The following is a 22790-nucleotide window of genomic DNA, read 5'->3' as shown; positions in this document are numbered from 1 at the left end:
CCGTTTGCGCGTTGCATCAGAACCTAACAGCCATCTGATTTCCGACAACGCTAAGGTTGATGTGGCGCGAACTTTCTATTTTGTTATCGTGCCGTCCATTGTCAGCCCCGTGTAGTGACGGGCGCTGTTTTCATGTGTCTGGTTGGTTAAGGAAAAGGATCGAATGGAGTTTCTGCATTTTCTGGTGTTTCTGCTGGTCTGGGGCTTGATGTGGCGCTGGGTGGTGAAAAAACGCGGCAGCTGGAACCTGTTCTTCGCCACCTTCGCCGGTGTCCTGGCCGGTTTTATCGTGGCCATGGTGGTGTTGTCGATCACCCTTGCCCTGTTCCCGCTGCCAGACCAACCCCCTGTGGCGCAAACCGAGAGCAGCGAGGTACAGGACGCCGCATCGGCCCTGGTGCCGGAACTGGAAATGGCCAATCAGCCCAGACCGAGCATCCCCGCGACGCCGAGCGGATACGACAACCTGCCGGACTACGTCGCCAGCGCCCCCCAGAACGAGCCGTCACCACCGGAGTCCGCCCTGCTGCCGAACTACAGCAAACGCCTGCCCGCGTCGCTGCTGGAAAAGGACATCAAGGACAACGTGCGCAACGACTTCGCCGTTGACCGCCGATTGGCCGGCACGCATGCGAACGCGGACCGATCGCTGATGGCGTTCATGGTCTGCGACCCCCTCATCAAGCGCGCCATGCGCTTTTCCGCGTCGGCCGCGATCGCCGACCCCAAGAATGCTCGCAGCCAGCGCTTCAACAATCAGACCTACACCATCAGCAGCACCGTCACCGCGCGCAACATGCTCGGCGACGACGTCAAATACACTTTTGACTGTTCGGTGCAGCAAGTGGACGCCAAGGATACCGACAAAGCCGCGTGGCACTTGCTCGATCTGAAGCTGAAAAAGATCGAGTCTTAAGCCTGGTTTAAGGGTGAAAGGCGCCGCCTGCGCTATCATCGCCGGCCTGTGCGCCTTGAGCCTTGCCCTTTGATGCCTCGACCTGCTGATGATCTGTCTCCGCTGCCAGCGGTGTTGGCCGGCCCGCTGCTGCGACGCCTGGAGCCGACGCGACTGGTCTTGTGGCTGGTCGCTACGCGCCCACTGGCGCTGACCCTGCGCCTGCGAGGTGTAGGAGACATCCCGCTGGATGCGACGAAATGCACGGTCATCGCCGTAGGCCGTTACGCCTTTGTGCACTTGATCGACGTCCCCCTGGAAAACGCCCTGCCCTGCGATACGTACATCGACTACGACGTGCTGATCGACGGCCAGCAGGGCATCGCCGAATGGGCCGCGCACCTGCTCTACAACGACGCCGCGAGTCCGAACTTCGTCCTGCGCTCGCGGATTGAGCAGTTGCTGCATGGTTCCTGCCGCAAGCCACACCACCCGGCGGCAGACGGTTTGTTGTGCGTCGACCGGCTGCTGGCAGCGCAAACCACGCCGCAAGAGCGCCCCGCCCTGTTGATGATGAGCGGCGATCAGGTCTACGCCGATGATGTCGCCGGCCCGATGTTGCGGGCGATCCATGCGCTGATCGCGCGCCTCGGTCTGTTCGATGAGCAGCTCGACGGTGCGGTGGTCAGTGACAGCGCCAGGCTCTACGAGCACCCGGCCAGTTACTACCACCGCGCGGATTTGTTACCGGCGCTGGAGAGCAACGAGACATTGCGCGAGCGCTTTTTCGGCGGTTCTCGCAAGCCGATTTTCACCAGCAGCAGCGCCGACAATCACCTGGTGACCTTCGCCGAAGTCATGGCCATGTACCTGCTGGTGTGGTCACCGACGGCGTGGACGCTGATCGATCCGCAGGCGCCGGCCCTTACACCGGAGCGACGCCAGCGCTACCACCTCGAACAGACCCGGATCGATGACTTCAAGGCCGGGCTCGGCAACGTCGCACGCGCCTTGGCGCACCTGCCGAGCCTGATGATTTTCGACGACCACGACATCACCGACGACTGGAATCTTTCTGCGCAGTGGGAGGAAACAGCCTACGGCCATCCGTTCTCGAAACGGATCATCGGCAATGCGTTGATCGCCTATATGTTGTGCCAGGGTTGGGGCAACAATCCGGATGCCTTCGCCGGGATCCTGGAGAAAACCCGCCAGCTGAGCGCCACCGCGAACAAGCGTTATCTCGACAGCCCACTTCAGGATGACTTGATCGATGAACTGCTGCGCTTCCAGCACTGGCACTTCGTGTTGCCGAGCAGCCCGGCGCTGGTGGTGCTCGACACCCGCACCCGCCGCTGGCGCAGCGAAATGGCGCTGAAGCAGCCGTCCGGCCTGCTCGACTGGGAAGCCCTGAGCGAATTGCAACAGGAACTGCTCGATCATCCGTCGGCGATCATCGTCTCGCCGGCACCGATCTTCGGCGTGAAGCTGATCGAAACCGTGCAGAAGGTGTTCAGCTGGTGCGGTTATCCGCTGCTGGTCGATGCGGAAAACTGGATGGCCCATCGCGGCGCGGCCCAGGTGATCCTGAACATTTTCCGACACTCGCGCACACCCGGCAGCTACGTGGTGCTGTCGGGCGATGTGCATTATTCCTTCGTCTACGAAGTATTGATCCGACACCGCAAGGCCGGCCCGCGGATCTGGCAGATCACCAGCAGCGGCATCAAGAACGAGTTTCCCCAGACCTTGCTGGAATGGTTCGACCGCCTCAACCGCTGGCTGTACTCGCCGCGTTCACCACTCAACTGGCTGACCAAGCGCCGCCGTATGCGCATCGTGCCGTACGTGCCGGAACACGCCGAGACCGGCGAACGCCTGTGGAACTCGGCGGGGATCGGCCAGGTGTTTTTCAATGAGCACGGCCAGCCGCAAGCCATCATCCAGCACAACGCCAACGGCGCGCCGCCAACACGCATGCTGGCACCGGATCTGGCCGACTATCCGCACTAGCTTGCAGGCGCTGAGCCTGGCCGCCGCGCCTGCCGCTATCCCTGCCAGCGGCTGATCAATCGCTGGCCAGAAGCCGCGCCAGGCCTCTGACAATCATCCCCACCTCGCGCTCATCAATCGTCAGCGGCGGCAGCAAGCGAATGGTCTTGCCCCGCGTCACGTTGATCAGCAAGGCATGCTCGCGCGCGGCGATCAGGGTCAGGTCGCGGATCGGCTGTTTCAGCTCGATGCCGATCATCAAGCCCTGGCCACGGATGGCCAGGACATTGGCGTGGTCCGCCAGTTCTGCGCGCAAACGGCTGAGCAGGCGCTCTCCCTGGATCCGTGCATTGGCCAGCAGGCCCTGCTCCTCGATGATGTCGAGCACGGTGCAGCCGACCCGACAGGCCAGCGGATTGCCGCCAAACGTGCTGCCATGGCTGCCGGGGGTGAACAGATCCGCCGCCCGCCCACGGGCCAGACAGGCACCGATCGGCACGCCGTTACCGAGCCCCTTGGCGAGGGTCATCACGTCCGGGACGATGCCTTCATGCTGGAACGCGAACCAGCGGCCGGTGCGACCGATACCGGTCTGGATCTCGTCGAGCATCAGCAGCCAGGCGTGACGACTGCACAATTCACGCAGGGCTTGCAGATAACCCGGCGGTGCCGGTTGCACGCCGCTTTCGCCCTGGATCGGCTCGACCAGAACCGCCACGATGCGCGCGCCATGCTCCTGGCGGACCCGCTCCAGCGCCGCCAGATCGCCAAACGGCACTTTGACGAAATCCCCCGGCAACTCGTTGAACCCCAGGCGCACCGCCGGACCATCGCTGGCCGACAATGTACCCAGTGTGCGCCCGTGGAAAGCGTTGGCCATCACCACCACCAGCGGCTGCTCGACGCCTTTGCGCCAACCGTACAGGCGCGCCAGTTTCAGGGCGGTTTCGTTGGCCTCGGCACCGGAATTGTTGAAAAACGCCCGCTCCATTCCTGACAATTGCGTCAGCCGCTGGGCCAGTTGCCGCTGCCAGTCGATGCTGTAGAGGTTGGAGGTGTGCAGCAGCAACCCGGCCTGCTCACTGATCGCCGCGACGATACGCGGATGCGAGTGGCCGACATTGGTCACCGCGACACCGGCCACCGCGTCCAGATACTCGCGGCCCGCCTGATCCCACAGGCGGGTGCCCAGGCCCTTGGTGAAACTCAGGGCCAGCGGTTGATAGGTGTTCATCAGGGCGGCGCTCATGACGGCAAACTCCAGAGAAGGTCGGTGTGTTCGCAGTATGGTTAGCCACCAGAACTGGATAAACTCGGCAAAACTTCAATCATTTAACAGCAGAGCTTGATAATGGACGTGTTGCAGGCGATGAGCGTCTACGTGAAGGTCGTGGAAGCCGGGAGCATGACCGCGGCCGCGTTGCAGTGCGAAATGTCGACGACGATGGTCGGCAATCATCTGCGGGCGCTCGAGCAAAGGCTTGGCGTGCAATTGTTGCAACGCACCACGCGGCGGCAGCGCCTGACCGAATTCGGCAGCGTCTACTACCAGCGTTGCCTGGAAGTGCTGGGGTTGGTGGCCGACTCCGAGCGCCTCGCCGAACAGGCCCTCGACGAGCCGCGCGGGATCCTGCGGATCACTGCGCCGCTGACCTTCGGCGTCGAGCGCCTGGCCCCGGCCCTCAGCGAATTTTCCCTGCAATGCCCGCAACTGAAACTCGATGTGGTGCTGACCAACCGCCGCCCGGAACTGCTCGAAAGCGGACTCGACGTGGCTTTTCGCCTGGGCAATTTCGAACCGTCGAGCCTGATCGCCCGGCCGCTGATCGACTACACGCTGACCGTGTGCGCCTCGCCGGACTACATCAAGCGTCGCGGCATGCCGCAGACGCCCGCGGACCTGCAACAGCATGACTGCCTGTCGTTCGCCTATCCGGCGGGCGATGACTGGCAATCGGTGGAAAAGGAATGGCGCCTCAGCGGGCCGGACGGCGAGGTAATGGTCGCCGTGAAGGGGCCGATGCTGATCAACAGCTCCGCCGGCCTGCATCAGGCCGCCCGCACCGGGATGGGCATCGTGATGCTGCCGGATGCGCTGGTCGAGGACGATCTGCAGGCCGGCAGGCTGGTCACCGTGATGAAGGATTACCAGCCGCCCAGTCGACCGATGCACCTGCTTTACGCGCAAGATCGCTACAGGCTGCCGAAATTGCGCCGCTTCGTCGATTTCGCCGTGCACAAATGGGGTAAGCGCTGATCGCCGCAGCGATGGGCCTGCCCGCGACAAAAACGCCATCAAGGAGCGACCAGCACATGAACCCCTCTCTGACCGTACGCGACCTTCTTCCAAGTGAAGTGGAAGCGGCCAGGCTGTTTCTCGGACAACACGGCTGGGGACAACGCACCGGCACGTCCGAGCACTTCGCCGAGCTTATCCACAACTCCCAGCGCACGGCCGTCGCCCTCAGCGGCGCACGGATCATCGGTTTCGCCCGTGGCCTGTGCGACGGTTTATCCAACGGCTATCTGTCGATGGTCGTCGTCGACGAACAGCACCGGCGTGCCGGGATTGGCCGGGCACTGGTCGAGCATGTCATGGGCGACAACCCCGGCATCACCTGGGTGCTGCGCGCCGGACGCGAAGGCGCCGAGGCATTCTTTGCCAGCCTGGGGTTTGAAACGTCGCTGATCGCCATGGAGCGCCCCCGCACACAATAGCCGACAGCGCTCGGAAAAAACCTCGACCACAGGCCCGTTGCTCCGTGACAACACCGCCCCGCTCCCCTAAATTAGTCGGCCTGAAAACGCCGCCGCGCGTTTTCGCCTCAATTCAAAGTTAAAGAAGTAGTGAAATTTCAATGTCCGATTTCAACACCGCTGAATCCGTAGTCACCCTGTCGTCCAAAGCGGAATACGAAAACTCCATCAATCTTTCACAACACCTTCCACAAGCCAAAATCATCAGCGAAATGGTTCTGGACGCGTTCCAGTCGACCCGCGAGAGCGAGCAGATCCGTGAACTGCGCGCAGCGATCCGCCAGGCTCACGACCGCTTCGATGATGACCAGGCCTATGAGCTGATGGGCCAGCTCAAGCGTCTGAAGGACGCCGAGGCCGCCGACATCGCCGCCCTCGAAGACCTCAGCAGCAAATTCCCGATCAGCCGCATCCTGTCCAGCTTCAAGGACGACCCGGCGTTCCAGGAAATCGTCTACGGCCTGGCCCTCAAGGTACTGAACCAGACCCATCAGGCGATCAGCAATCCGAGCGGCGGCAAGAGCAAGGCCGCCCGCGCCAAGAAAGAAGCCGAAGTGTTCAGCATCAGCAAGGACGGCATCAGCGTGACCCTGCCACTGCGTACACCGCGCTCGCGCCTGAGCGTCGACCGCGAGGCCCTGGAATTCCTCGGTTTCACCTTCGTCGGTGAAGGCGAAGAAGCCGAGATCGACGGCGAGACCTTCGTCGACAACGCCGGCACCGAACACGCGATCAACCGCAAGAACATCATCACCGCGCTGCAACAGCAGACCGCGTTCGCTGGCTACAGCATCGCCGCGCAGTAACGCCGACGCAGACGAAAAAGCCCCGCACTGAAATTCAGGCGGGGCTTTTTCGTGGGCCGCAAGCGGTGGTCATGTCGAAGGATGCAGCGCCGCGATCATGTCCACTTCGATGGCGGCGTTCTTCGGCAACTGGTAGACGCCGACGGTGGTGCGCGTGTGCCGACCGGCATCGCCGAGCACATGGCTGAACACGTCCGAGGCGCCATTGGCCACTTCGCTCAGGTCGACGAAATCCGGTGTCGACTTGACGTAGACCGTGACCCGCAACAGCGCCCGGATCTTGTCCAGCGAGCCGACCGCATCGACGATCAACGCCAGGCAACGCATGGCGCTGATGCTCGCGGCAGCCTGTGCATCCTTGAGGTTCAACTCGAGGCCGACCCGTCCCGGGTACTGGATCTTGCCGTTCGTGCGCGGCACCATGCCGCTGATGTACAGCTCATCGTGATGGCGGATCAGCGGCGCGTAGTTGCCGCCCGCCGTGTTCTCGCCGTAGATGTCGTAGTTCAGCTCTTTTGCCAGGGCAATGAAGCGTTCGTCGCAGGTCATCCTCTCAGTCATGTCGCCCAGCCTCTTGATCGATGCGGTAGTGCTGCAAGTTACGATAGTTGCACGCCGCAGGAGTGGCATGACGCTATCACTGACGTGGTTTGGATCCGAATTTAGGGCTTTTGCCCAGGCACCGCAACCTCGCGGCAGGCAAAATTCGCGCAATAAAAAACCCCGCGCATCAGCCGATGGCGGGGTTTTTCGTACAACCTGCAAACCTTACGGTGCGTACGTCAGCAGCAGCTCGGTGGGCACCTTGAAGTCCAGGGACATCATGACGCTCAACGCGGTGATGGTGAAGATCGAGAACACGAACAGCTTGCGTGCCCAGACCGTGTCATCCACCGCCTTGTAGCCGGTCCAGGCCATGTACAGCCAGTACATGCCCATGGCCGCGGCGACGGCGAGGTAGCTCATGCCGGCGTAGCCGCTGAAGGTCAGCATCAAGGTCGCCACGAGGAATGCCAGGATGTAGAGCAGGATGTGCTTCTTGGCCACTTCGATACCGCGCTTCACTGGCAGCACCGGAATCGATGCGGCCAGGTAATCGTTGAAGCGGAAGATCGCGATGGCGTAGGAATGCGGCATCTGCCACAGGCTGAACATCACCAGCAGGGTCAGTGCGGCCATGTCGAAGCTGTTGGTCACGGCCACGTAACCGATCACTGGCGGCATGGCGCCCGACAGACTGCCCACCAGCGTGCCGTGAACCGACTTGCGCTTGAGGTACAGGCTGTAGAAGCCGACGTAGATGATGAAGCCGATCACGGCGAACAGGGCAGCCAACGGGTTGGCCACCTTGTACAGCAACGCAACGCCGGCGACACCCAGGACAGTCGCATAGACCAGTGCCAGTTTCAGGGAGATCAGGCCCTGGACCAGCACGCGGTTCTTGGTGCGTTCCATCTTCAGGTCGATGTCGCGGTCGATGCAGTTGTTGAACACGCAACCGGAGGCCACGACCAGGGAAGTGCCGATCATGGCTGCCAGAAACACCGCCAGATCGACATGCCCTTTCGAGGCCAGGAAGAACCCGCCTGCCACAGAAAGCACGTTACCGAAAATGATCCCCGGTTTGGTGATTTGGATAAAGTGCTTGAGCGACATCGGGTCTTACCTCACTTCGCCATCATGAACGTGTGGATGCTGAACATGATCCACAGCGACAGGCCAACCAGCAGCAGGATCACGATGGCCGTGAAGACGAACGCAATCACGTTGTTACGCTGAGCCACCGAGCGGTCCAGGTGCAGGAAGTAATACAGGTGAACGATCACCTGGATCACCGCGAACAGCAGGACGATTGCCAGCGTCGTGGCTTTCGGCAGGCTCGGGTACATCACCAGGCCGAAAGGAATGACGGTCAGGATCACCGACAGGATGAAGCCGATGGCGTACGACTTTACGCTGCCGTGGCCAGCATCATGGCTGTCATGGGAGTGTGCATTAGCCATTACAGGGTCCCCATCAGGTAAACAACGGTGAATACGCAGATCCACACCACGTCCAGGAAGTGCCAGAACAGGCTCAGGCAGCTCAGACGGGTCTTGTTGGTCGCCGTCAGGCCGTGCTTGTTGACCTGGTACATCATGATGCCCATCCAGATCAGACCCGCCGACACGTGCAGACCGTGGGTACCGACCAGGGTGAAGAACGCGGACAGGAAGCCCGAACGGCTAGGACCGAAGCCCTCGGAGATCAGCAGATGGAACTCGTTGATCTCCATGGCGATGAAGCCTGCGCCGAGCAGGAAGGTCATGAACAACCAGCCCAGGACCTGCTGCTTTTTACCTTTGTACAGCGCCAGCATGGCGAAGCCGTAGGTGATCGAACTGAACAACAGCAGAGCGGTTTCGCCCAGCACGTAAGGCAGTTCGAAGATGTCGTGGCCCGACGGGCCACCGGCAACGTTGTTTACCAGGACTGCGTACACCGCGAAGATCGACGCAAACAGAATGCAGTCGGTCATCAGGTAGAGCCAGAAACCGTATACGGTCATCTCGCCCGAGTCGTGGTGATGGTCATCGTGCCCATGGTCACCATGGGCGTGTCCAACATTGGTCACTAAGTTCGACATGGTTTAAGCCTGTTCCAACGAGGTTTCAACACGGGTGGCATTGGCCGGGATTTTCCCTGCCGCGACCAGACGCTTGTGCTGCTCGGCTTCGATGCGTTCGATCACATCGACCGGCACCATGTAGCCCTGATCGTCACGTGCAGCGTGGATCACGAAGTAGATGACAGTGCCGGCCAGGCTGGCGATCGCCAACCACCAGATGTGCCAGATCATCGCGAAACCGAACACGGTCAGCAGTGCGCCCATGACCACACCGGTAGCGGTGTTGTTCGGCATGTGGATCGGCTCGTACTTGGCCGGAGTCTGGTACGCGGTACCGTTTTCCTTGGCTTCGGTGAACGGGTCGATGCAGTCAGCCTTCGGCAGCACAGCGAAGTTGTAGAACGGTGGTGGCGACGAGGTCGACCATTCCAGGGTATGGGCATTCCACGGGTCACCGTGTTCGCACATGTTTTCCGGCTTGTTGCGGTCACGTACCGATACGTACAGCTGGATCAGCTGGCAGGCGATACCGACAGCGATCATCACCGCACCGAACATGGCCACGTACAGGTACGGGACCCACTCAGGGTTGGTGGTGGCGTTCAGACGACGGGTCATGCCCATGAAGCCCAGTGCATAGAGCGGCATGAACGCGACGAAGAAGCCCGAGATCCAGAACCAGAACGCTGCTTTACCCCAGCCTTCGTGCAGCTTGAAGCCGAACGCTTTCGGGAAGTAGAAGCCAAAACCGGCGATGTAGCCGAATACCGCGCCGCCGATGATCACGTTGTGGAAGTGCGCGATCACGAACAGGCTGTTGTGCAGAACGAAGTCGGCACCCGGGATGGCCAGCAGTACGCCGGTCATGCCGCCGATGGCGAAGGTCACCATGAAGCCCAGGGTCCACAGCACCTGGCTGGTGAAGCGCAGACGGCCCTGGTAGATGGTGAACAGCCAGTTGAACAGCTTCACACCCGTCGGGATGGAAATCAGCATCGTCGCCAGACCGAAGAAGGCGTTGACGCTGGCACCCGAACCCATGGTGAAGAAGTGGTGCAGCCAAACCATGAAGCCCAGTACCGAGATCGCGCCCGAAGCGTAGATCATCGAGTGGTGGCCGAACAGTTTCTTGCCGGTGAACGCCGAGATCACTTCCGAGAAGATGCCGAATGCCGGCAGGATCAGGATGTATACCTCAGGGTGGCCCCAGGCCCAGAACAGGTTGACGTACATCATTGGATTGCCACCAAGTTCATTGGTGAAAATGTGGAAATCCATGTAACGGTCGAGGGTCAGCAGTGCCAGGGTAGCGGTCAGGATCGGGAACGAAGCCACGATCAGGACGTTGGCCCAGGTGCAGGTCCAGGTGAAGATCGGCATGTCCATCAGTTTCATGCCAGGGGTACGCATTTTCAGCACGGTCGCGAGGAAGTTGACCCCCGTTAGCGTCGTACCCAACCCGGATAGCTGTAGCGCCCAGATGTAGTAGTCCATCCCCACGCCAGGGCTGTACTGCAGACCCGACAGCGGCGGATAGGCAACCCAGCCGGTCTTGGCGAATTCGCCGACACCCAGGGACAGGTTGATCAGCACGACGCCGGACACCAGCAGCCAGAAGCTCAGGGAGTTGAGGAACGGGAACGCAACGTCACGCGCACCGATCTGCAGCGGCACTGCAAGGTTCATCAGGCCGGTGAAGAATGGCATCGCCATGAAGATGATCATGATCACACCGTGAGCGGTGAAGATCTGGTCATAGTGTTCAGGTGGCAGGTAGCCAGGCGAACCCTCGGTGGCCATGGCCAGCTGGGTACGCATCATGATGGCGTCGGCAAAGCCACGCAGCAGCATGACCATGGCCACGATGATGTACATCACACCGATTTTCTTGTGGTCGACCGACGTCAGCCACTCGGTCCACAAGTAGGTCCACTTCTTGAAGTAGGTGATTGCAGCGAACAACGCCAGACCACCGAGCGCGATCATCGAGATGGTGACCATCACGATCGGCTCGTGGAAAGGGATCGCTTCCCAACTTAATTTACCAAACATCGTTTACTCCTCTGCCCCGGCAGCTGAATGCGAATTCGAGTCGATTTCCGTTGCGGCCACTTCTTTCTCTTTCTTCTCGTGCTTCAGCGGCTTGCCCGGTTTCATGCCTTCGTACTTGTCGACGATGATCTGGAACTGGTTCGGCGTGACCGAGGAGTAGAGCTCAACCGGGTTGTTCTGGCTTGGCTTGGAAAGGGCTGCGTATTCAGCTTGATCAAGCTGTTTAGGTGCCTTTTTGACTTCACTTACCCAGGCGTCGAAATCTTCCTGAGAAGTTGCGATCGCTTTGAATTTCATACCGGTGAAACCGGCACCGCTGTAGTTGGCGGAGATACCGTCCATTTCAGCGTTGCGGTCAGCGATCAGGTGCAGCTTGGTCTGCATGCCCGCCATCGCGTAGATCTGGCCGCCCAGGCCCGGGATGAAGAACGAGTTCATCACGGCGTCGGAGGTGATCTTGAAGTTGATTGGCGTGTGCGCCGGGAACACGATCTTGTTGACCGTGGCAATGCCTTGTTCCGGATAGATGAACAGCCACTTCCAGTCCAGCGCGACCACTTCGATGGTCACCGGCTTGACGTCGGATTCGATCGGACGATACGGGTCCAGGGCGTGGGTCGACTTGTAGGTGATGTAACCCAGGGCAATGATGATCAGGACCGGAATGGTCCAGACAGCCACTTCGATCTTGGTCGAGTGCGACCATTTCGGGGTGTAGACGGCGTCCTTGTTGGAGGCGCGGTACTTCCAGGCGAACAGGAACGTCATGACGATGACCGGTACCACGACCAGCAGCATCAGCAGGGTCGCGGTGATGATCAGGTTGCGCTGTTCCAGGCCGACCTGGCCCGTTGGATTGAGCAAGGTCATGTTGCAGCCTCCCAGCAGCAACGTGCCGAGCAGCGGCACTAGGCCTAGTAATCTGGGGTACCTGTTTTTACTCATCTCACGACCTCTAAAGCAGCTTGCGCAATGCAGTTGGGTTTTGATCGCCAACACTTCACCCTGCCAAGGGTTGGCATTTTCTTTGGATTGAATAAGGGCCGCCCGTCGCGCGTCAGACGCTCGACAAATCCTGGGACAGCGGTGAGTTCTTATTCGAATTCGTGGTCAAAGGCCTTGTTACAGACCAATTCCATTTGGTGCGGAAAGTTGGAAGGCACCGACACCTGGGTGTCTCGCAGCCTCCCGACCGCTCGACACCCGACTTCCTGCGCAGCGCCCTATCGAAGTGCTCCTTAATAAAGGCTGAACAGTGCCGGGAATTCAGTGCGGGCGATTGTAGATAGGTAGCGCCCTATACACCATGTCTTATCCCGAAATAATTTTTATCGCTCAGAGCAACAATCCATCACCGTTTTTGCAAAAGTTCCGCATGTTATCGAAATCGATTCTCAACAAAAACACCAAAAAATGTAGGCCTTTACACCTCAGTTCAGACAGTTCCGAAGCCTTTCTGCCACTAGCGAATCGGCGCAAAGCCCGATATTCAAAGGCCTCTGGCCATCTCCCGGAACTTGTTAAAACTGCCTGATCTGGCACACGCGTGCAAAACCAGAAAAATGCGGAAACAGACCAATCCTTTTTTGTAACATTACGCCAATCCGGGTCGCGGAAACGCCCTGCGACACGGCGTGTGTGACAACATGTCGCACACCTGACGCACCCTCTGTTGCCGTTCGTCACGGTGATTTCACAAACACTCTGAAATGCAAAACGCCCCGATCGGCTGATACGCAAATCGAGGCGTTTTCTGTATCGGCCAATCTGCCGAAGAGTTGATTCAGCGCAGGGCTTTTCGATTACGCGAGGTCAGCAGCGGCACCAGAATCACCACCAGCACGAACGCCACCAACGCCCACTGCGCCAGCGACAGACCGAGGATCGGCGGGTACGGCGTCGAGCAGAAACCGTCGACCTGGAAGCCCAGCGGGAAGATCTTCGCCAGCGGCAGGTCATCGACGATCGGTTGCAGCACATCGATGCCGCAGCTCACCGCCGGGTAGAACTGGGTGTACACGTGATGCCCGGCAACCCCGGCCCCGGCGATGGCGCAGATCACCACCAGCGCCTCGAACACGGTGATGCTGCGCCGCGTGCGCATGGCCGCGCCGATGAACGCGAACAGCGCGATCAGCAGCAACGCATAGCGCTGCAGGATGCACAGCGGGCATGGCGCCTCGCCCAGCACGACTTGCATGTACAGCGCGCCACCGATCAGCGCCAGGCAGATGATCCCCAGCAGTACCAGGTAGCGCCGCTCACGTCCCAACCGAATCGTTTCCTCGCTCATCGCGTTTCCCTTTCATGTCCATGGTTCAGCTGGCGGGCGGCTGCGCTTGCAGCTGCGCCATCAGGCTGAGGTTGTCTTCGATATGCCAATTGGCCGCGATGCGACCGTTGTCGATCTGATAGATATCGGTTGCCCGGAAGTCTACACGCTGGCCCTGCCCTTTGAGAGCCTTGAACGTGCCGCTGAAATGCCCGCGAAAGTGCAGATGCACCACCACGCGATCACCGGCCACGATCATTTGCTCGATCTCGCAGCTCAGGTCCGGCACCGCCGTGCGAAAGAACTTCGACGCCAGCAACGGCCCGGTCGGCCCTTGCACCCGGCCTTCCGGTGGCGTCTTGTCGACAAACTGCGGCGACAGGGCAGCGTTGGCCAGAGCCTCATCGCCACTGTTCCAGAAACTGCCATAACGCCGCGCCGCCAGTTCCATCGCCTCGCGCTGGGCCTTGGGCAGGCTCTGATCGACGATCAGCGTCTGCGCTTGGATCAACGCGGATTCGGCGTGGGCCAACGGGCTGGCCAGCAAAAAGCCGGACAGGCTGAAAACGGCGAGACGGCAACGGCGGGATGCGGTGAGGTGCGACATGGGGGCGATCCTGATCATGTAAACGAACGAGCGCCTATCATCAGCATCGGGGAATAAACGATAAACCGGTTAAGAAACGATTAACCTTTAAACAGAATTTAACAATCAAGACCGCATAACGACCATCGCGGGCAAGCCCGCTCCCACAGATTCAGCGTCGTTCACAGATTCTGTGCACGCCACAAATCCTGTGGGAGCGGGCTTGCCCGCGATGCAGACGACTCGGTTTTGACAATTACTCCAAAGCAGCGGCCGGGCCAAAGAACTCATAACGGCTCTGCTGCTCCGGTACGCCCAGCGCTTTGAGGTGACGCTTGATCGCCGCCATGAAACCCTTTGGCCCGAGGAAGTAGGCATCGACATCCCGCTGCTGCGGCAGCCACTCGCCCAGCAACTCCTGCGTCAACATCCCGACCTTGTCCGCCGCCGGGCTCACACCGTCATCTTCGGCGTAGCAGTAAAAACGCTTGAGTTGCGGATGACGTGCGGCCAGCTCATCGATCCAGTCACGGAAGGCATGCACGCGGCCATTGCGCGCGCAGTGGATGAAGTGCACCGGGCGCTCGGTCTGCAGCGCCGCTTCGAGCATGGCCAGGGTCGGGGTGATGCCGACGCCGCCGCTGATCAGCACCAGCGGTTTGTCACTGGCCGCCAGGGTGAATTCGCCCGAAGGCGGGAACAGCTGAATGCTCGCGCCGACGTGCAGTCGATCGTGCAAATGGTTGGAGGCACGACCACCCGGTTCACGCTTGACGCTGATGCGGTATTGACCTTTGTTGGCCAGGGCCGACAGCGAGTAGTTGCGCCGGATTTCCTCGCCATCGAGGAGCAGTTTCATGCCGATGTACTGCCCCGGCTCGGCGGCGAGAATCGGGCCTTGGTCCGCCGGTTCGAAATAGAACGAAGTGATTTCCGCGCTTTCCTCGACCCTGGCGGCGACGATGAACGTCCGCGCCCCGCGCCAGCCGCCCACGGCCTGCTCCTTCTGGTCGTAGATGGCGGTTTCGGCGCCGATCAGAATCTGCGCCAGTTGCCCGTAGGCCGCGCCCCAGGCGCTCATCACGTCGGGAGTGGCGATTTCCTCGCCGAGCACTTCGCTGATCGCCCGCAGCAGGCAGGTGCCGACAATCGGGTAATGCTCCGGAAGAATCTGCAGGGCGACATGCTTGTTGATGATCTTCGCCACCAGATCGCCCAACTGGTCGAGCTGATCGATGTGCCGGGCGTACATCAGCACGCCGTTGGCCAACGCGCGGGGCTGGTCGCCGCTGGCCTGGTGCGCCTGGTTGAACAGCGGGCGGACTTCCGGGTATTCAGAGAGCATCATGCGGTAGAAGTGGGTGATCAGCGCTTCACCGCCGCTTTCCAGCAAAGGCACGGTGGATTTGACGATGGCACGATCCTGAACGCTAAGCATAAGGTTGACTCCCGAGCGATATTGAAAAGTTGCCTTATCCATTCCACCTTTCGTGCCAACTAATTTATCTATAAAAATCAATAACTTAAAAACAGTGTAGTCATATGGACAATCAACGCCGTATAGTCGCTTCGACTACATCGAGTCTCTTTGACTACACGACCATGACTGCCAAATCCCTGTTGACCGCCCTGCTGCCCCTGGTGTCCGACCTGTCCCGCGAACTGCCCGAGGGCGAGCGCTACCGACGCCTGCTCGAAGCCATGCGTGCGCTGTTGCCGTGCGATGCCGCCGCGCTGCTGCGCCTTGATGGCGAATGGCTGGTGCCGCTGGCCGTGGACGGCTTGAGCACCGACACCCTCGGTCGCCGCTTCAAGGTCAGCGAACACCCGCGCTTCGCGGTGCTGCTGGCCGGCAGCGGGCCGACCCGTTTCGCCGCCGACAGTGACCTGCCCGACCCCTATGACGGCCTGGTCGATGGCCTCGACGATCACCTGGAAGTTCACGACTGCCTCGGCTGTCCGTTGTTCGTCGATGAAAAGCTCTGGGGCCTGATTACCCTCGACGCCCTCGACCCTGAACGTTTCGAGCCGATCGAACTGGACGCCCTGCAAGCCTTCGCCAGCCTCGCCGCCGCCACCGTCAACGCCGCCGAGCGCATCGAGCGCCTGGCGCTGCGGGTCGAGGACGAGCACCAGCGCGCCGAGGTCTATCGCCAGGCCAGCGGCCAGCAGCAGCGCGAGATGATCGGCCAGAGCAAGGCGCACAAACGCCTGGTGGAAGAAATCGCCCTGGTCGGCGGCAGTGACCTGACCGTACTGATCACCGGCGAAACCGGGGTCGGCAAAGAACTGGTGGCCCAGGCCATCCACGCGGCCTCACCGCGCGCCGACAAGCCGATCATCAGCCTCAACTGCGCCGCCCTGCCCGACACCCTGGTGGAAAGCGAACTGTTCGGCCATGTGCGCGGCGCCTTCACCGGCGCCACCAGCGACCGCCGCGGCAAGTTCGAGCTGGCCAATGGCGGCACGCTGTTTCTCGACGAGGTCGGCGAGTTGTCCCTGACCGTGCAGGCCAAGCTGTTGCGCGTGCTGCAGAGCGGCCAGTTGCAGCGCCTGGGTTCGGACAAGGAACATCAGGTCGATGTCCGCCTGATCGCCGCGACCAACCGCGACCTCGCCGAAGAAGTGCGCAGTGGCCGCTACCGCGCCGACTTCTACCATCGCCTCAGCGTCTACCCGTTGCGGGTGCCGGCACTGCGCGATCGCGGGCGCGACGTGTTGCTGCTCAGCGGTTTTTTCCTCGAACAGAACCGCTCGCGCATGGGCCTCAACAGCCTGCGCCTGAGCAGCGACGCTCAGGAAGCGTTGCTCGCCTACACCTGGCCTGGCAACGTGCGCGAGCTGGAACACCTGATTGGTCGCAGCGCACTGAAAGCCTTGGGCAACTGCAAGGTCCGGCCGAAGATTCTCAGCCTCAGTGCGGCAGATCTGGATCTGCCGCGCGAGGTTGTGGATAACTCGGTTGAGGCGCCTGCTGGGGCGGTGAGCGAGATGCCGCTGATCAGCGCGGATCTGCGCAGTGCGACCGAGCAGTATCAGCGGCGCCTGATCAGCGCGGCGCTGGCGCGCAATCAGGATAACTGGGCGAGTGCGGCGCGCGAGTTAGGGCTGGATCGGGCGAATCTCGGGCGGATGGCCAAGCGCTTGGGGATCAAAGGCTAAAAGCGTCCTCATCCCACCCTCTCCCCCTTGGAGAAAAGGACTGATTGGGGATGCGGTCGGCTACTCTCCCTCTGGGAGCGGGTTGGGGTGAGGGGCTTTTGACTCCCGCCGCCGCGACAACCGACCTAAAGCCCGACCTGTTGACGCCGATAACCCGGCATCAATCGTTTCTGGCGATGTCCACCTTCGCCCACCACGTTTTCCACAGAAGGTTCATATGTCTTCCACCAAAGCCCGCGCAGATTCACTTTCGCTTCTGCTGTTTACCTTGCGCAGCGGCAAGCTGATGGCGATCAACCTGCTGAAAGTCAGTGAAATCATCCCCTGCCCGCCGCTGACCAAGCTGCCGGAGTCGCACCCCCACGTCAAAGGCATCGCCACCCTGCGCGGCGCGTCGCTGTCGGTGATCGACCTGAGCCGCGCCATCGGTGAACGACCGCTGGAAGACCCGAACGGCGGCTGCCTGATCGTCACCGACGTCAGCCGTTCGAAACAGGGTCTGCACGTGCAGGCCGTGAGCAAGATCGTCCACTGCCTGACCACCGACATCAAACCGCCGCCCTTCGGCTCCGGCGGCACCCGTGCCTACATCACCGGCGTGACCTCGGTGGACGGCACGCTGGTGCAGGTGCTGGACATCGAAAAAGTCATCCACGGCATCGCCCCGGCGCAGATCGACATGGCCCCGACCGAGCTGAGCATGGAAGACGCCGAAGTGCTCGGCAATGCGCGCATTCTGGTGGTCGATGACAGCCAGGTAGCGCTGCAGCAATCGGTGCACACCCTGCGCAACCTCGGCCTGCAATGCCACACCGCGCGCAGTGCCAAGGAAGCCATCGACTGCCTGCTCGACCTGCAAGGCACAGCGCAGCAGATCAACCTGATCGTCTCCGACATCGAGATGTCCGAGATGGATGGCTATGCGTTCACCCGCACACTGCGCGAAACCCCGGATTTCGCCCATTTGTACGTGCTGCTGCACACCTCGCTGGACAGCGCGATGAACAGCGAAAAGGCCCGGCAGGCCGGCGCCAACGGTGTGCTGACCAAGTTTTCCTCGCCGGAGCTGACCCACTGCCTGATCGAGGCGGCGAAACATGTCGCCGCCCAGGGTCACTGAGTCTTGGCCGACAGCTACTGCCTGCTGATGCGCCGCGATCTTCGCGCCGACGTGCCGGACTGCGCCTGGCCAGCGGGTGTCGAACTGGGCACCTACCGCGCGGAACTGGCGCCGGCGCTGCATGAGTTGATGCAACTCGGCTACCGCGAGAGCGGCGGCCGGGTGCCGGCGCTGCCGGTCTGGCAACAGCGCTTCGAGCGTGACCCCGAATACGACCCGGCGCTGTGCTTCATTGCCAGGGATGCCGCGGGCATTGTCGGCGTGGCGCAGTGCTGGACCAGTGCCTACATCAAGAATCTGGTGGTGCATCCACGCCGGCAGGGCCAGGGCTTGGGGCGCGCCTTGCTGCTGCACGCGTTCAAGGCATTTCTGCAGCGGCGCGAAGGCTTCGTCGACTTGAAGGTGCTGGAGGACAACCTGCGCGCGCAGCGTTTGTATGAAAGTGCCGGGATGTATGTGGTCCGCCGCGAATGGGTGCCGGACTGAGCGCATCCGCAGCCTCGCCTGGACAGCGCCTGCCGGCGCTGCCAAAGCCTGCAGTCCTGACGCAACAAATGCCTTTGGCCATACTCCAACCTTCGACTCCACTCAGTCCAAGGATGCCCCCGCATGAAAACCCTTACCTTCAGCCTGCTCTGCCTCAGCGCGCTCGCCACTCAAGCGCACGCCTCCAGCCCCGACGCCTGGGCCGCCTACGACAAAACCGTGCTCGCCAGCTGCACCCAGGCCAGCGGCCTGAAGAGCCCGAAACCGGTCGGTAACGCCGCGCAATTCGATGATCGGGTCGGCTACACCGCGGTGTTGCTGCAAGGCCAATATCCGCAGAAACACATGAAAGGCCAGCAAGGCACCGAGCTGTGCCTGTACAACAAAAAGTCGAAAACCGCCTACGTCACCGAGTGGGACTCGATCCGCCCGACCGGCAAAACCCGCTGAGTGGCGCACAACTTGCTTCGATCAGGGCCTGCATGGCGACTTTCCGGCGCCGCTTCACACCTTGATTGAAGATTGATCGCGCAATGAATACGACGTTTTCCTGCGTAGGCTGCGGCAAGTGCTGCACCGACCACCATGTACCGCTGACCCTGGCCGAAACGCGCATGTGGGCGGCCGATGGTGGTCAGGTGATCGTCCTGGTGGAGGCCTTCCTCGGCAATGGCCTGGGCTTGCCGGCGCAGCAACGCGAGCATGCCGAACGCCGCTCGGTGCGGGTGCGCAGCGGCGAATCGCAGGCGCACGTGGCGATCACCTTCGCCGCCTATAACGTCGGCCGCTGCCGGAATCTTGACGAAGACAACCTGTGCCGCATCTACGAGCGCCGGCCACTGGTGTGCCGCATCTACCCGGCCGAAATCAATCCGCACATCGCGCTCGACCCGATGGCCAAGGACTGCCCGCCAGAGTCGTGGCAGCAAGGGCCGCAGCTGATCGTCGGCGGTACGCTGGTGGATCAGGAACTGGTCGGGCTGATCCAGCGTTCGCGCCAGGCCGATCGCGATGACATTCAGCTCAAGGACAGCATCTGCGGCTCGCTCGGAATTCGCACCACCGCGCTGAAGGGCGATGGCTTTACCGCCTACCTGCCGGACATGGGCGCATTCGCCGCGGTGCTCGAGCAGGTGCAGGCGCAACCAGCGAGCGCAGCGGCCAGCGAATGGCGGTTTCATGTGTCCGGTGATGACATCGCCGGGCAGGTGTTGGCGGCCGGTGCGCAGGTGGTCACGGAACCGGCGCAGAGCTACGCGTTCATTTCGTTGCGGGCGGCCTGACTCAGCGCCGCTAGCGCCCGCGACGGCGACGCGTTCACTCGCGCAGCTGGCGCCGCCCCCAGAACTCGCGCGCCAGCGCCCGCAGATCCCCCGCCAGCCCTGCGACATCCTCTGAGTTGAGCTGGCTCTGCCGCCCTTCATCCACCGTCAGTTCGCACGCCGTGCGGATGCTGACGATGTTGCGGTTGATGTCCTCGCTGACCGCGCTCTGCTGCTCCACCGCCGCGGCAATCTGCAGGCTCATCTCGGTGATCTGCTCGACCCGGCCACTGATTCCGTCGAGCGCCTGTGCCGCGCGTTGCGCCTGTTCGACGCTGTTGTCGACATGTTCGCTGCTCTGCTGCATCACCAGCACCGCATCCCGCGCGCCATTCTGCAGGGTGCTGATCATCCGCTGGATCTCGTTGGTCGATTGCTGGGTGCGCAGGGCCAACCCACGCACTTCATCGGCGACCACGGCGAATCCACGTCCGGCATCACCGGCCCGCGCCGCCTCGATTGCAGCGTTGAGTGCCAGCAGGTTGGTCTGCTCGGCGATGCTGCGGATCACCTCCAGCACCCCGGAAATTTCGCTGCTGTGGCCTTCGAGCTGATGAATCACGGTGGTGGCCCGCGCCAGTTCCTCGGCCAGGCGCAGCACTGCGCTGCGGCTCTCGCCGACCAGCAGATGCCCTTCGCGGGTTTCCGTGCCGGCCATGTCCGCCGCCACGGATGCCTGCTGCGCATGGCTGGCGACCTCGGCCACGCTGGCGGCCATCTGGTGAATCGCCGCAGCGACCTGATCGGTTTCGGCCTGCTGGGCCAGGGTGCTGGTGTGGCTGCTGTGCAGATGATCGACCAGTTGCGCGGCGTGCCCGGCGAGGCGCTGCGAAGCATCGCCGATCCGCCCGACCACCGCACCGACCTGCGCCTCGAGCATCTGCAAGGCGAACTCGATCTGGCCGAACTGATCGCGGCGCCCGGTGTAGATCGCCTGGCTCAACGGATTGTCGGCGATCGCGCGGGCCCGCGCGGTGAGACGCTCCAGTGGCCGCAGCAAGCCGCCAAGCGCCAGCGCGCAGGCTGCGCTGCCAAGCACGAATGCCGCGGCATTGAGCCACAAGGTCTCCGGCCGCAGCCATGTCTCGATCCCCAGCACCAGCCCCAACAGGGCTATGGCCGTCGCGCTGATCCGCGTCCGCAGGCTGACCACCGGCAACCACTGCCAACGCGACGCCCGCCCCTCCCGCAACTGCGCATACGCCCGCTCGGCCGCTGCCACCTGCCGCGGGTCGGGCCGGGTCCGCACCGACTGATACTCCACCGCCGCGCCATTGCGCGTGACCGGTGTGACATAGGCACTGACCCAGTAGTGATCACCGTTCTTGCAACGATTCTTCACCAGCCCCATCCACGACCGCCCCCGCTTGAGCGTCTGCCACATATGCGCAAACGCCTGCGCGGGCATGTCGGGATGGCGCAGCAGATTGTGCGGCGTGCCCAGCAGTTCATCGCGGCTGTAACCGCTGATCCGCAGGAAATCGTCGTTGGCGTAGGTGATCGCGCTGCTCAGATCGGTGGTCGAGAGAATGTTCGCGTCAGGCGCCACATCGACGTTGCGCCCAGTCACCGGGAGATTGATCTTCATGGAAAGCGCGCTCGTTTTATTGGAAAGAGTCGGCAGGGCTGCTGACTCTAAGCGCACTTACTGGTTGAACGTTGATCTGGCTCAGGAACTGAGCAATTAGCCATCACTGCGAGCAAAAATCACAGTGACGGCCGAAGCGGGACGGAATCAGCGCTTGCCCATCGAACGACGCGTACCCGACGGCGCCACACCCGGGATCTTGGCGTGACGATCGCCGTTCTTGCCCTTGAACTGCGGCTGCTTGGCCGCTTTGGCCGCCGCCAGCTCACCAGGCTTGAACGGAAACTTGAACGCAGCGATGGTCGGTTTGGATTCGCCGGCATCGGCCAGCTCTGCCGGGACATCGCTGACAGCGTTGTCGATTGGGGAAGTCATGAAAGCTCCGCGAAGCAAAAAGTCCGGCCCGGTGGCCGAGCCGCGAAAGCGCGCAGTATACCTGCGCCCGCGGAGTTTAAAGAGCCCCCGAAAGGGGACGAGCAGTGCCTTTTCGGGATGGGTCGACTAACGGACCACCTCTGCCAACCAAGCCAAAAGCTCTGCCGCAACAAACGGTACACCCGAGCCATTCGCAAACACTCGAACATGGAACGCGGAGCGTCCCGGGCTGCATTCCCACGCGGAGCGTGGGAACGATCAAAGCTGCGCGGCAGCAAACGGTACACCCGAGTCATCCGCAAACACTCGAGAATGGAACGCGGAGCGTCCCGGGCTGCATTCCCACGCAGAGCGTGGGAACGATCAAAGCTGCGCGGCGGGAAACGGTACACCCGAGTCATCCGCAAACACTCGAGAATGGAACGCGGAGCGTCCCGGGCTGTATTCCCACGCGGAGCGTGGGAACGATCAAGCGGTCCGCGTTTGCCTTCTGCTCTCTGCTCTCTGCTCTCTACTCTCTACTCTCTACTCTCTGCTTCCCGCTCTCCGCTCTCCGCTCTCCGCTCTCCGCTTTCCGCCTCCCGCCTCCCGCCTCCCACCACTCAACACGATGAGCGTTAGATCAAGTACCGCTCTTGACGTGCCGGCCCCTTCGGCAGGCTGAGTGGAGGGGTTCATCCGGGGGTGGGAGCGCAGCGACCGTTCGACGAAGTCGAACACATCGAGAGGAGGTGCAGCGCAGCAAACCGGAGGCGATGCCCCCGGATGA

General features: G+C 61.7%; 22 protein-coding genes and 1 pseudogene. 10 read left to right on the top strand and 13 right to left on the bottom strand.

The window, feature by feature from the left end:
• Nucleotides 1-163: 163 nt before the first annotated feature.
• Together QRN70_RS24075 and QRN70_RS24070 are read left to right on the top strand one after the other, a co-directional pair.
• Nucleotides 164-916 carry a hypothetical protein gene (locus tag QRN70_RS24075; RefSeq protein ID WP_285420389.1) on the top strand — a complete coding sequence of 251 codons (753 nt, stop codon included), beginning with the start codon at nt 164-166 and terminating at the stop codon, nt 914-916.
• Nucleotides 917-988: 72 nt separating this feature from the next.
• Complete coding sequence (locus QRN70_RS24070; protein ID WP_285420388.1) at nt 989-2908, top strand: alkaline phosphatase D family protein; 1920 nt, start codon at nt 989-991, stop codon at nt 2906-2908.
• A 55-nt stretch (nt 2909-2963) separates the two neighbouring features.
• On the opposite strand, the gene QRN70_RS24065 is transcribed toward QRN70_RS24070, so the two are convergent.
• Entirely contained in the window at nt 2964-4136 is a 1173-nt protein-coding gene (locus QRN70_RS24065; RefSeq protein WP_285420387.1) for an aspartate aminotransferase family protein, read from the bottom strand.
• A 102-nt stretch (nt 4137-4238) separates the two neighbouring features.
• Here QRN70_RS24065 and QRN70_RS24060 point away from each other — a divergent pair, with 102 nt between their 5' ends.
• The 3 genes from QRN70_RS24060 (at nt 4239) to QRN70_RS24050 (ending at nt 6450) form a co-directional block, all read left to right on the top strand.
• Nucleotides 4239-5144 carry a LysR family transcriptional regulator gene (locus QRN70_RS24060; RefSeq protein WP_285420386.1) on the top strand — a complete coding sequence of 302 codons (906 nt, stop codon included), beginning with the start codon at nt 4239-4241 and terminating at the stop codon, nt 5142-5144.
• Nucleotides 5145-5200: 56 nt separating this feature from the next.
• Nucleotides 5201-5605 (top strand): GNAT family N-acetyltransferase, encoded by a 405-nt coding sequence (locus tag QRN70_RS24055; protein WP_285420385.1) that lies wholly within the window; start codon nt 5201-5203, stop codon nt 5603-5605.
• A 140-nt stretch (nt 5606-5745) separates the two neighbouring features.
• Nucleotides 5746-6450 (top strand): hypothetical protein, encoded by a 705-nt coding sequence (locus QRN70_RS24050; protein ID WP_285420384.1) that lies wholly within the window; start codon nt 5746-5748, stop codon nt 6448-6450.
• A 69-nt stretch (nt 6451-6519) separates the two neighbouring features.
• On the opposite strand, the gene QRN70_RS24045 is transcribed toward QRN70_RS24050, so the two are convergent.
• The 9 genes from QRN70_RS24045 to hmpA all read right to left on the bottom strand — a co-directional run bounded on the left by QRN70_RS24045 (nt 6520) and on the right by hmpA (nt 15406).
• Nucleotides 6520-7011: a RidA family protein gene (locus QRN70_RS24045; RefSeq protein ID WP_285420383.1), complete on the bottom strand. Its 492-nt coding sequence runs from the start codon at nt 7009-7011 to the stop codon at nt 6520-6522.
• A gap of 207 nt (nt 7012-7218) precedes the next feature.
• Nucleotides 7219-8106: a heme o synthase gene (gene cyoE, locus QRN70_RS24040; protein WP_285420382.1), complete on the bottom strand. Its 888-nt coding sequence runs from the start codon at nt 8104-8106 to the stop codon at nt 7219-7221.
• Between the two features lie 11 nt (nt 8107-8117).
• The gene (gene cyoD, locus QRN70_RS24035; protein ID WP_103304512.1) at nt 8118-8453 is read right to left on the bottom strand and encodes a cytochrome o ubiquinol oxidase subunit IV; all 336 of its coding nucleotides are present in this window, start codon (nt 8451-8453) and stop codon (nt 8118-8120) included.
• On the bottom strand, nt 8453-9076 hold the full coding sequence (gene cyoC / locus QRN70_RS24030; RefSeq protein ID WP_003227982.1) for a cytochrome o ubiquinol oxidase subunit III: 624 nt from the start codon (nt 9074-9076) through the stop codon (nt 8453-8455). The genes cyoD and cyoC overlap by 1 nt, the downstream gene beginning before the upstream one ends.
• A gap of 3 nt (nt 9077-9079) precedes the next feature.
• Nucleotides 9080-11110 carry a cytochrome o ubiquinol oxidase subunit I gene (cyoB, locus tag QRN70_RS24025; protein ID WP_285420381.1) on the bottom strand — a complete coding sequence of 677 codons (2031 nt, stop codon included), beginning with the start codon at nt 11108-11110 and terminating at the stop codon, nt 9080-9082.
• Between the two features lie 3 nt (nt 11111-11113).
• Nucleotides 11114-12055, bottom strand: coding sequence for a ubiquinol oxidase subunit II (cyoA, locus tag QRN70_RS24020; RefSeq protein ID WP_285420380.1), 942 nt, complete (start codon nt 12053-12055; stop codon nt 11114-11116).
• 838 nt (nt 12056-12893) lie between these two features.
• Nucleotides 12894-13403, bottom strand: a complete 510-nt coding sequence (locus tag QRN70_RS24015) for a disulfide bond formation protein B (protein WP_285420379.1) — start codon at nt 13401-13403, stop codon at nt 12894-12896.
• Between the two features lie 25 nt (nt 13404-13428).
• Nucleotides 13429-13989 carry an ester cyclase gene (locus tag QRN70_RS24010; protein WP_285420378.1) on the bottom strand — a complete coding sequence of 187 codons (561 nt, stop codon included), beginning with the start codon at nt 13987-13989 and terminating at the stop codon, nt 13429-13431.
• Between the two features lie 235 nt (nt 13990-14224).
• Nucleotides 14225-15406, bottom strand: a complete 1182-nt coding sequence (gene hmpA / locus QRN70_RS24005; RefSeq protein ID WP_285420377.1) for an NO-inducible flavohemoprotein — start codon at nt 15404-15406, stop codon at nt 14225-14227.
• 164 nt (nt 15407-15570) lie between these two features.
• Between hmpA and norR the strand changes: the two genes are divergently transcribed.
• The 5 genes from norR to QRN70_RS23980 all read left to right on the top strand — a co-directional run bounded on the left by norR (nt 15571) and on the right by QRN70_RS23980 (nt 20019).
• Entirely contained in the window at nt 15571-17130 is a 1560-nt protein-coding gene (gene norR / locus QRN70_RS24000) for a nitric oxide reductase transcriptional regulator NorR (RefSeq protein WP_285420376.1), read from the top strand.
• 217 nt (nt 17131-17347) lie between these two features.
• Nucleotides 17348-18250 (top strand): chemotaxis protein CheV, encoded by a 903-nt coding sequence (locus QRN70_RS23995; RefSeq protein WP_285420375.1) that lies wholly within the window; start codon nt 17348-17350, stop codon nt 18248-18250.
• A gap of 27 nt (nt 18251-18277) precedes the next feature.
• Nucleotides 18278-18736: a GNAT family N-acetyltransferase gene (locus QRN70_RS23990; protein WP_285420525.1), complete on the top strand. Its 459-nt coding sequence runs from the start codon at nt 18278-18280 to the stop codon at nt 18734-18736.
• Between the two features lie 123 nt (nt 18737-18859).
• The gene (locus QRN70_RS23985; RefSeq protein WP_285420374.1) at nt 18860-19186 is read left to right on the top strand and encodes a hypothetical protein; all 327 of its coding nucleotides are present in this window, start codon (nt 18860-18862) and stop codon (nt 19184-19186) included.
• Between the two features lie 83 nt (nt 19187-19269).
• Nucleotides 19270-20019 (top strand): YkgJ family cysteine cluster protein, encoded by a 750-nt coding sequence (locus QRN70_RS23980; RefSeq protein ID WP_285420373.1) that lies wholly within the window; start codon nt 19270-19272, stop codon nt 20017-20019.
• A gap of 34 nt (nt 20020-20053) precedes the next feature.
• Here the strand turns inward: QRN70_RS23980 and QRN70_RS23975 are convergent, their stop codons facing one another.
• The 3 genes and pseudogenes from QRN70_RS23975 to QRN70_RS23970 form a co-directional block, all read right to left on the bottom strand.
• Nucleotides 20054-21157 carry a methyl-accepting chemotaxis protein gene (locus QRN70_RS23975; protein WP_502941676.1) on the bottom strand — a complete coding sequence of 368 codons (1104 nt, stop codon included), beginning with the start codon at nt 21155-21157 and terminating at the stop codon, nt 20054-20056.
• A gap of 207 nt (nt 21158-21364) precedes the next feature.
• A pseudogene (locus QRN70_RS27895) lies at nt 21365-21646 on the bottom strand (PAS domain-containing protein); the annotation flags it as partial.
• Between the two features lie 147 nt (nt 21647-21793).
• Complete coding sequence (locus tag QRN70_RS23970; protein WP_285420371.1) at nt 21794-22021, bottom strand: hypothetical protein; 228 nt, start codon at nt 22019-22021, stop codon at nt 21794-21796.
• Nucleotides 22022-22790: the final 769 nt, after the last annotated feature.

Source organism: Pseudomonas sp. efr-133-TYG-5, from assembly GCF_030209175.1.
Classification (GTDB): Bacteria; Pseudomonadota; Gammaproteobacteria; order Pseudomonadales; family Pseudomonadaceae; genus Aquipseudomonas.
The sequence above is the reverse complement of the archived record's forward strand: the minus strand, read 5'-3'. Positions and strand labels throughout refer to the sequence as shown.

Excerpts from the sequence above, each read along its gene's own strand:
- QRN70_RS24075 (WP_285420389.1), top strand. The coding sequence starts at position 164 with ATGGAGTTTCTGCATTTTCTGGTGTTTCTGCTGGTCTGGGGCTTGATG.
- QRN70_RS24070 (WP_285420388.1), top strand. The coding sequence starts at position 989 with ATGCCTCGACCTGCTGATGATCTGTCTCCGCTGCCAGCGGTGTTGGCC.
- QRN70_RS24065 (WP_285420387.1), bottom strand. The coding sequence starts at position 4,136 with ATGAGCGCCGCCCTGATGAACACCTATCAACCGCTGGCCCTGAGTTTC.
- QRN70_RS24060 (WP_285420386.1), top strand. The coding sequence starts at position 4,239 with ATGGACGTGTTGCAGGCGATGAGCGTCTACGTGAAGGTCGTGGAAGCC.
- QRN70_RS24055 (WP_285420385.1), top strand. The coding sequence starts at position 5,201 with ATGAACCCCTCTCTGACCGTACGCGACCTTCTTCCAAGTGAAGTGGAA.
- QRN70_RS24050 (WP_285420384.1), top strand. The coding sequence starts at position 5,746 with ATGTCCGATTTCAACACCGCTGAATCCGTAGTCACCCTGTCGTCCAAA.
- QRN70_RS24045 (WP_285420383.1), bottom strand. The coding sequence starts at position 7,011 with ATGACTGAGAGGATGACCTGCGACGAACGCTTCATTGCCCTGGCAAAA.
- cyoE (WP_285420382.1), bottom strand. The coding sequence starts at position 8,106 with ATGTCGCTCAAGCACTTTATCCAAATCACCAAACCGGGGATCATTTTC.
- cyoD (WP_103304512.1), bottom strand. The coding sequence starts at position 8,453 with ATGGCTAATGCACACTCCCATGACAGCCATGATGCTGGCCACGGCAGC.
- cyoC (WP_003227982.1), bottom strand. The coding sequence starts at position 9,076 with ATGTCGAACTTAGTGACCAATGTTGGACACGCCCATGGTGACCATGGG.
- cyoB (WP_285420381.1), bottom strand. The coding sequence starts at position 11,110 with ATGTTTGGTAAATTAAGTTGGGAAGCGATCCCTTTCCACGAGCCGATC.
- cyoA (WP_285420380.1), bottom strand. The coding sequence starts at position 12,055 with ATGAGTAAAAACAGGTACCCCAGATTACTAGGCCTAGTGCCGCTGCTC.
- QRN70_RS24015 (WP_285420379.1), bottom strand. The coding sequence starts at position 13,403 with ATGAGCGAGGAAACGATTCGGTTGGGACGTGAGCGGCGCTACCTGGTA.
- QRN70_RS24010 (WP_285420378.1), bottom strand. The coding sequence starts at position 13,989 with ATGTCGCACCTCACCGCATCCCGCCGTTGCCGTCTCGCCGTTTTCAGC.
- hmpA (WP_285420377.1), bottom strand. The coding sequence starts at position 15,406 with ATGCTTAGCGTTCAGGATCGTGCCATCGTCAAATCCACCGTGCCTTTG.
- norR (WP_285420376.1), top strand. The coding sequence starts at position 15,571 with ATGACTGCCAAATCCCTGTTGACCGCCCTGCTGCCCCTGGTGTCCGAC.
- QRN70_RS23995 (WP_285420375.1), top strand. The coding sequence starts at position 17,348 with ATGTCTTCCACCAAAGCCCGCGCAGATTCACTTTCGCTTCTGCTGTTT.
- QRN70_RS23990 (WP_285420525.1), top strand. The coding sequence starts at position 18,278 with ATGCGCCGCGATCTTCGCGCCGACGTGCCGGACTGCGCCTGGCCAGCG.
- QRN70_RS23985 (WP_285420374.1), top strand. The coding sequence starts at position 18,860 with ATGAAAACCCTTACCTTCAGCCTGCTCTGCCTCAGCGCGCTCGCCACT.
- QRN70_RS23980 (WP_285420373.1), top strand. The coding sequence starts at position 19,270 with ATGAATACGACGTTTTCCTGCGTAGGCTGCGGCAAGTGCTGCACCGAC.
- QRN70_RS23970 (WP_285420371.1), bottom strand. The coding sequence starts at position 22,021 with ATGACTTCCCCAATCGACAACGCTGTCAGCGATGTCCCGGCAGAGCTG.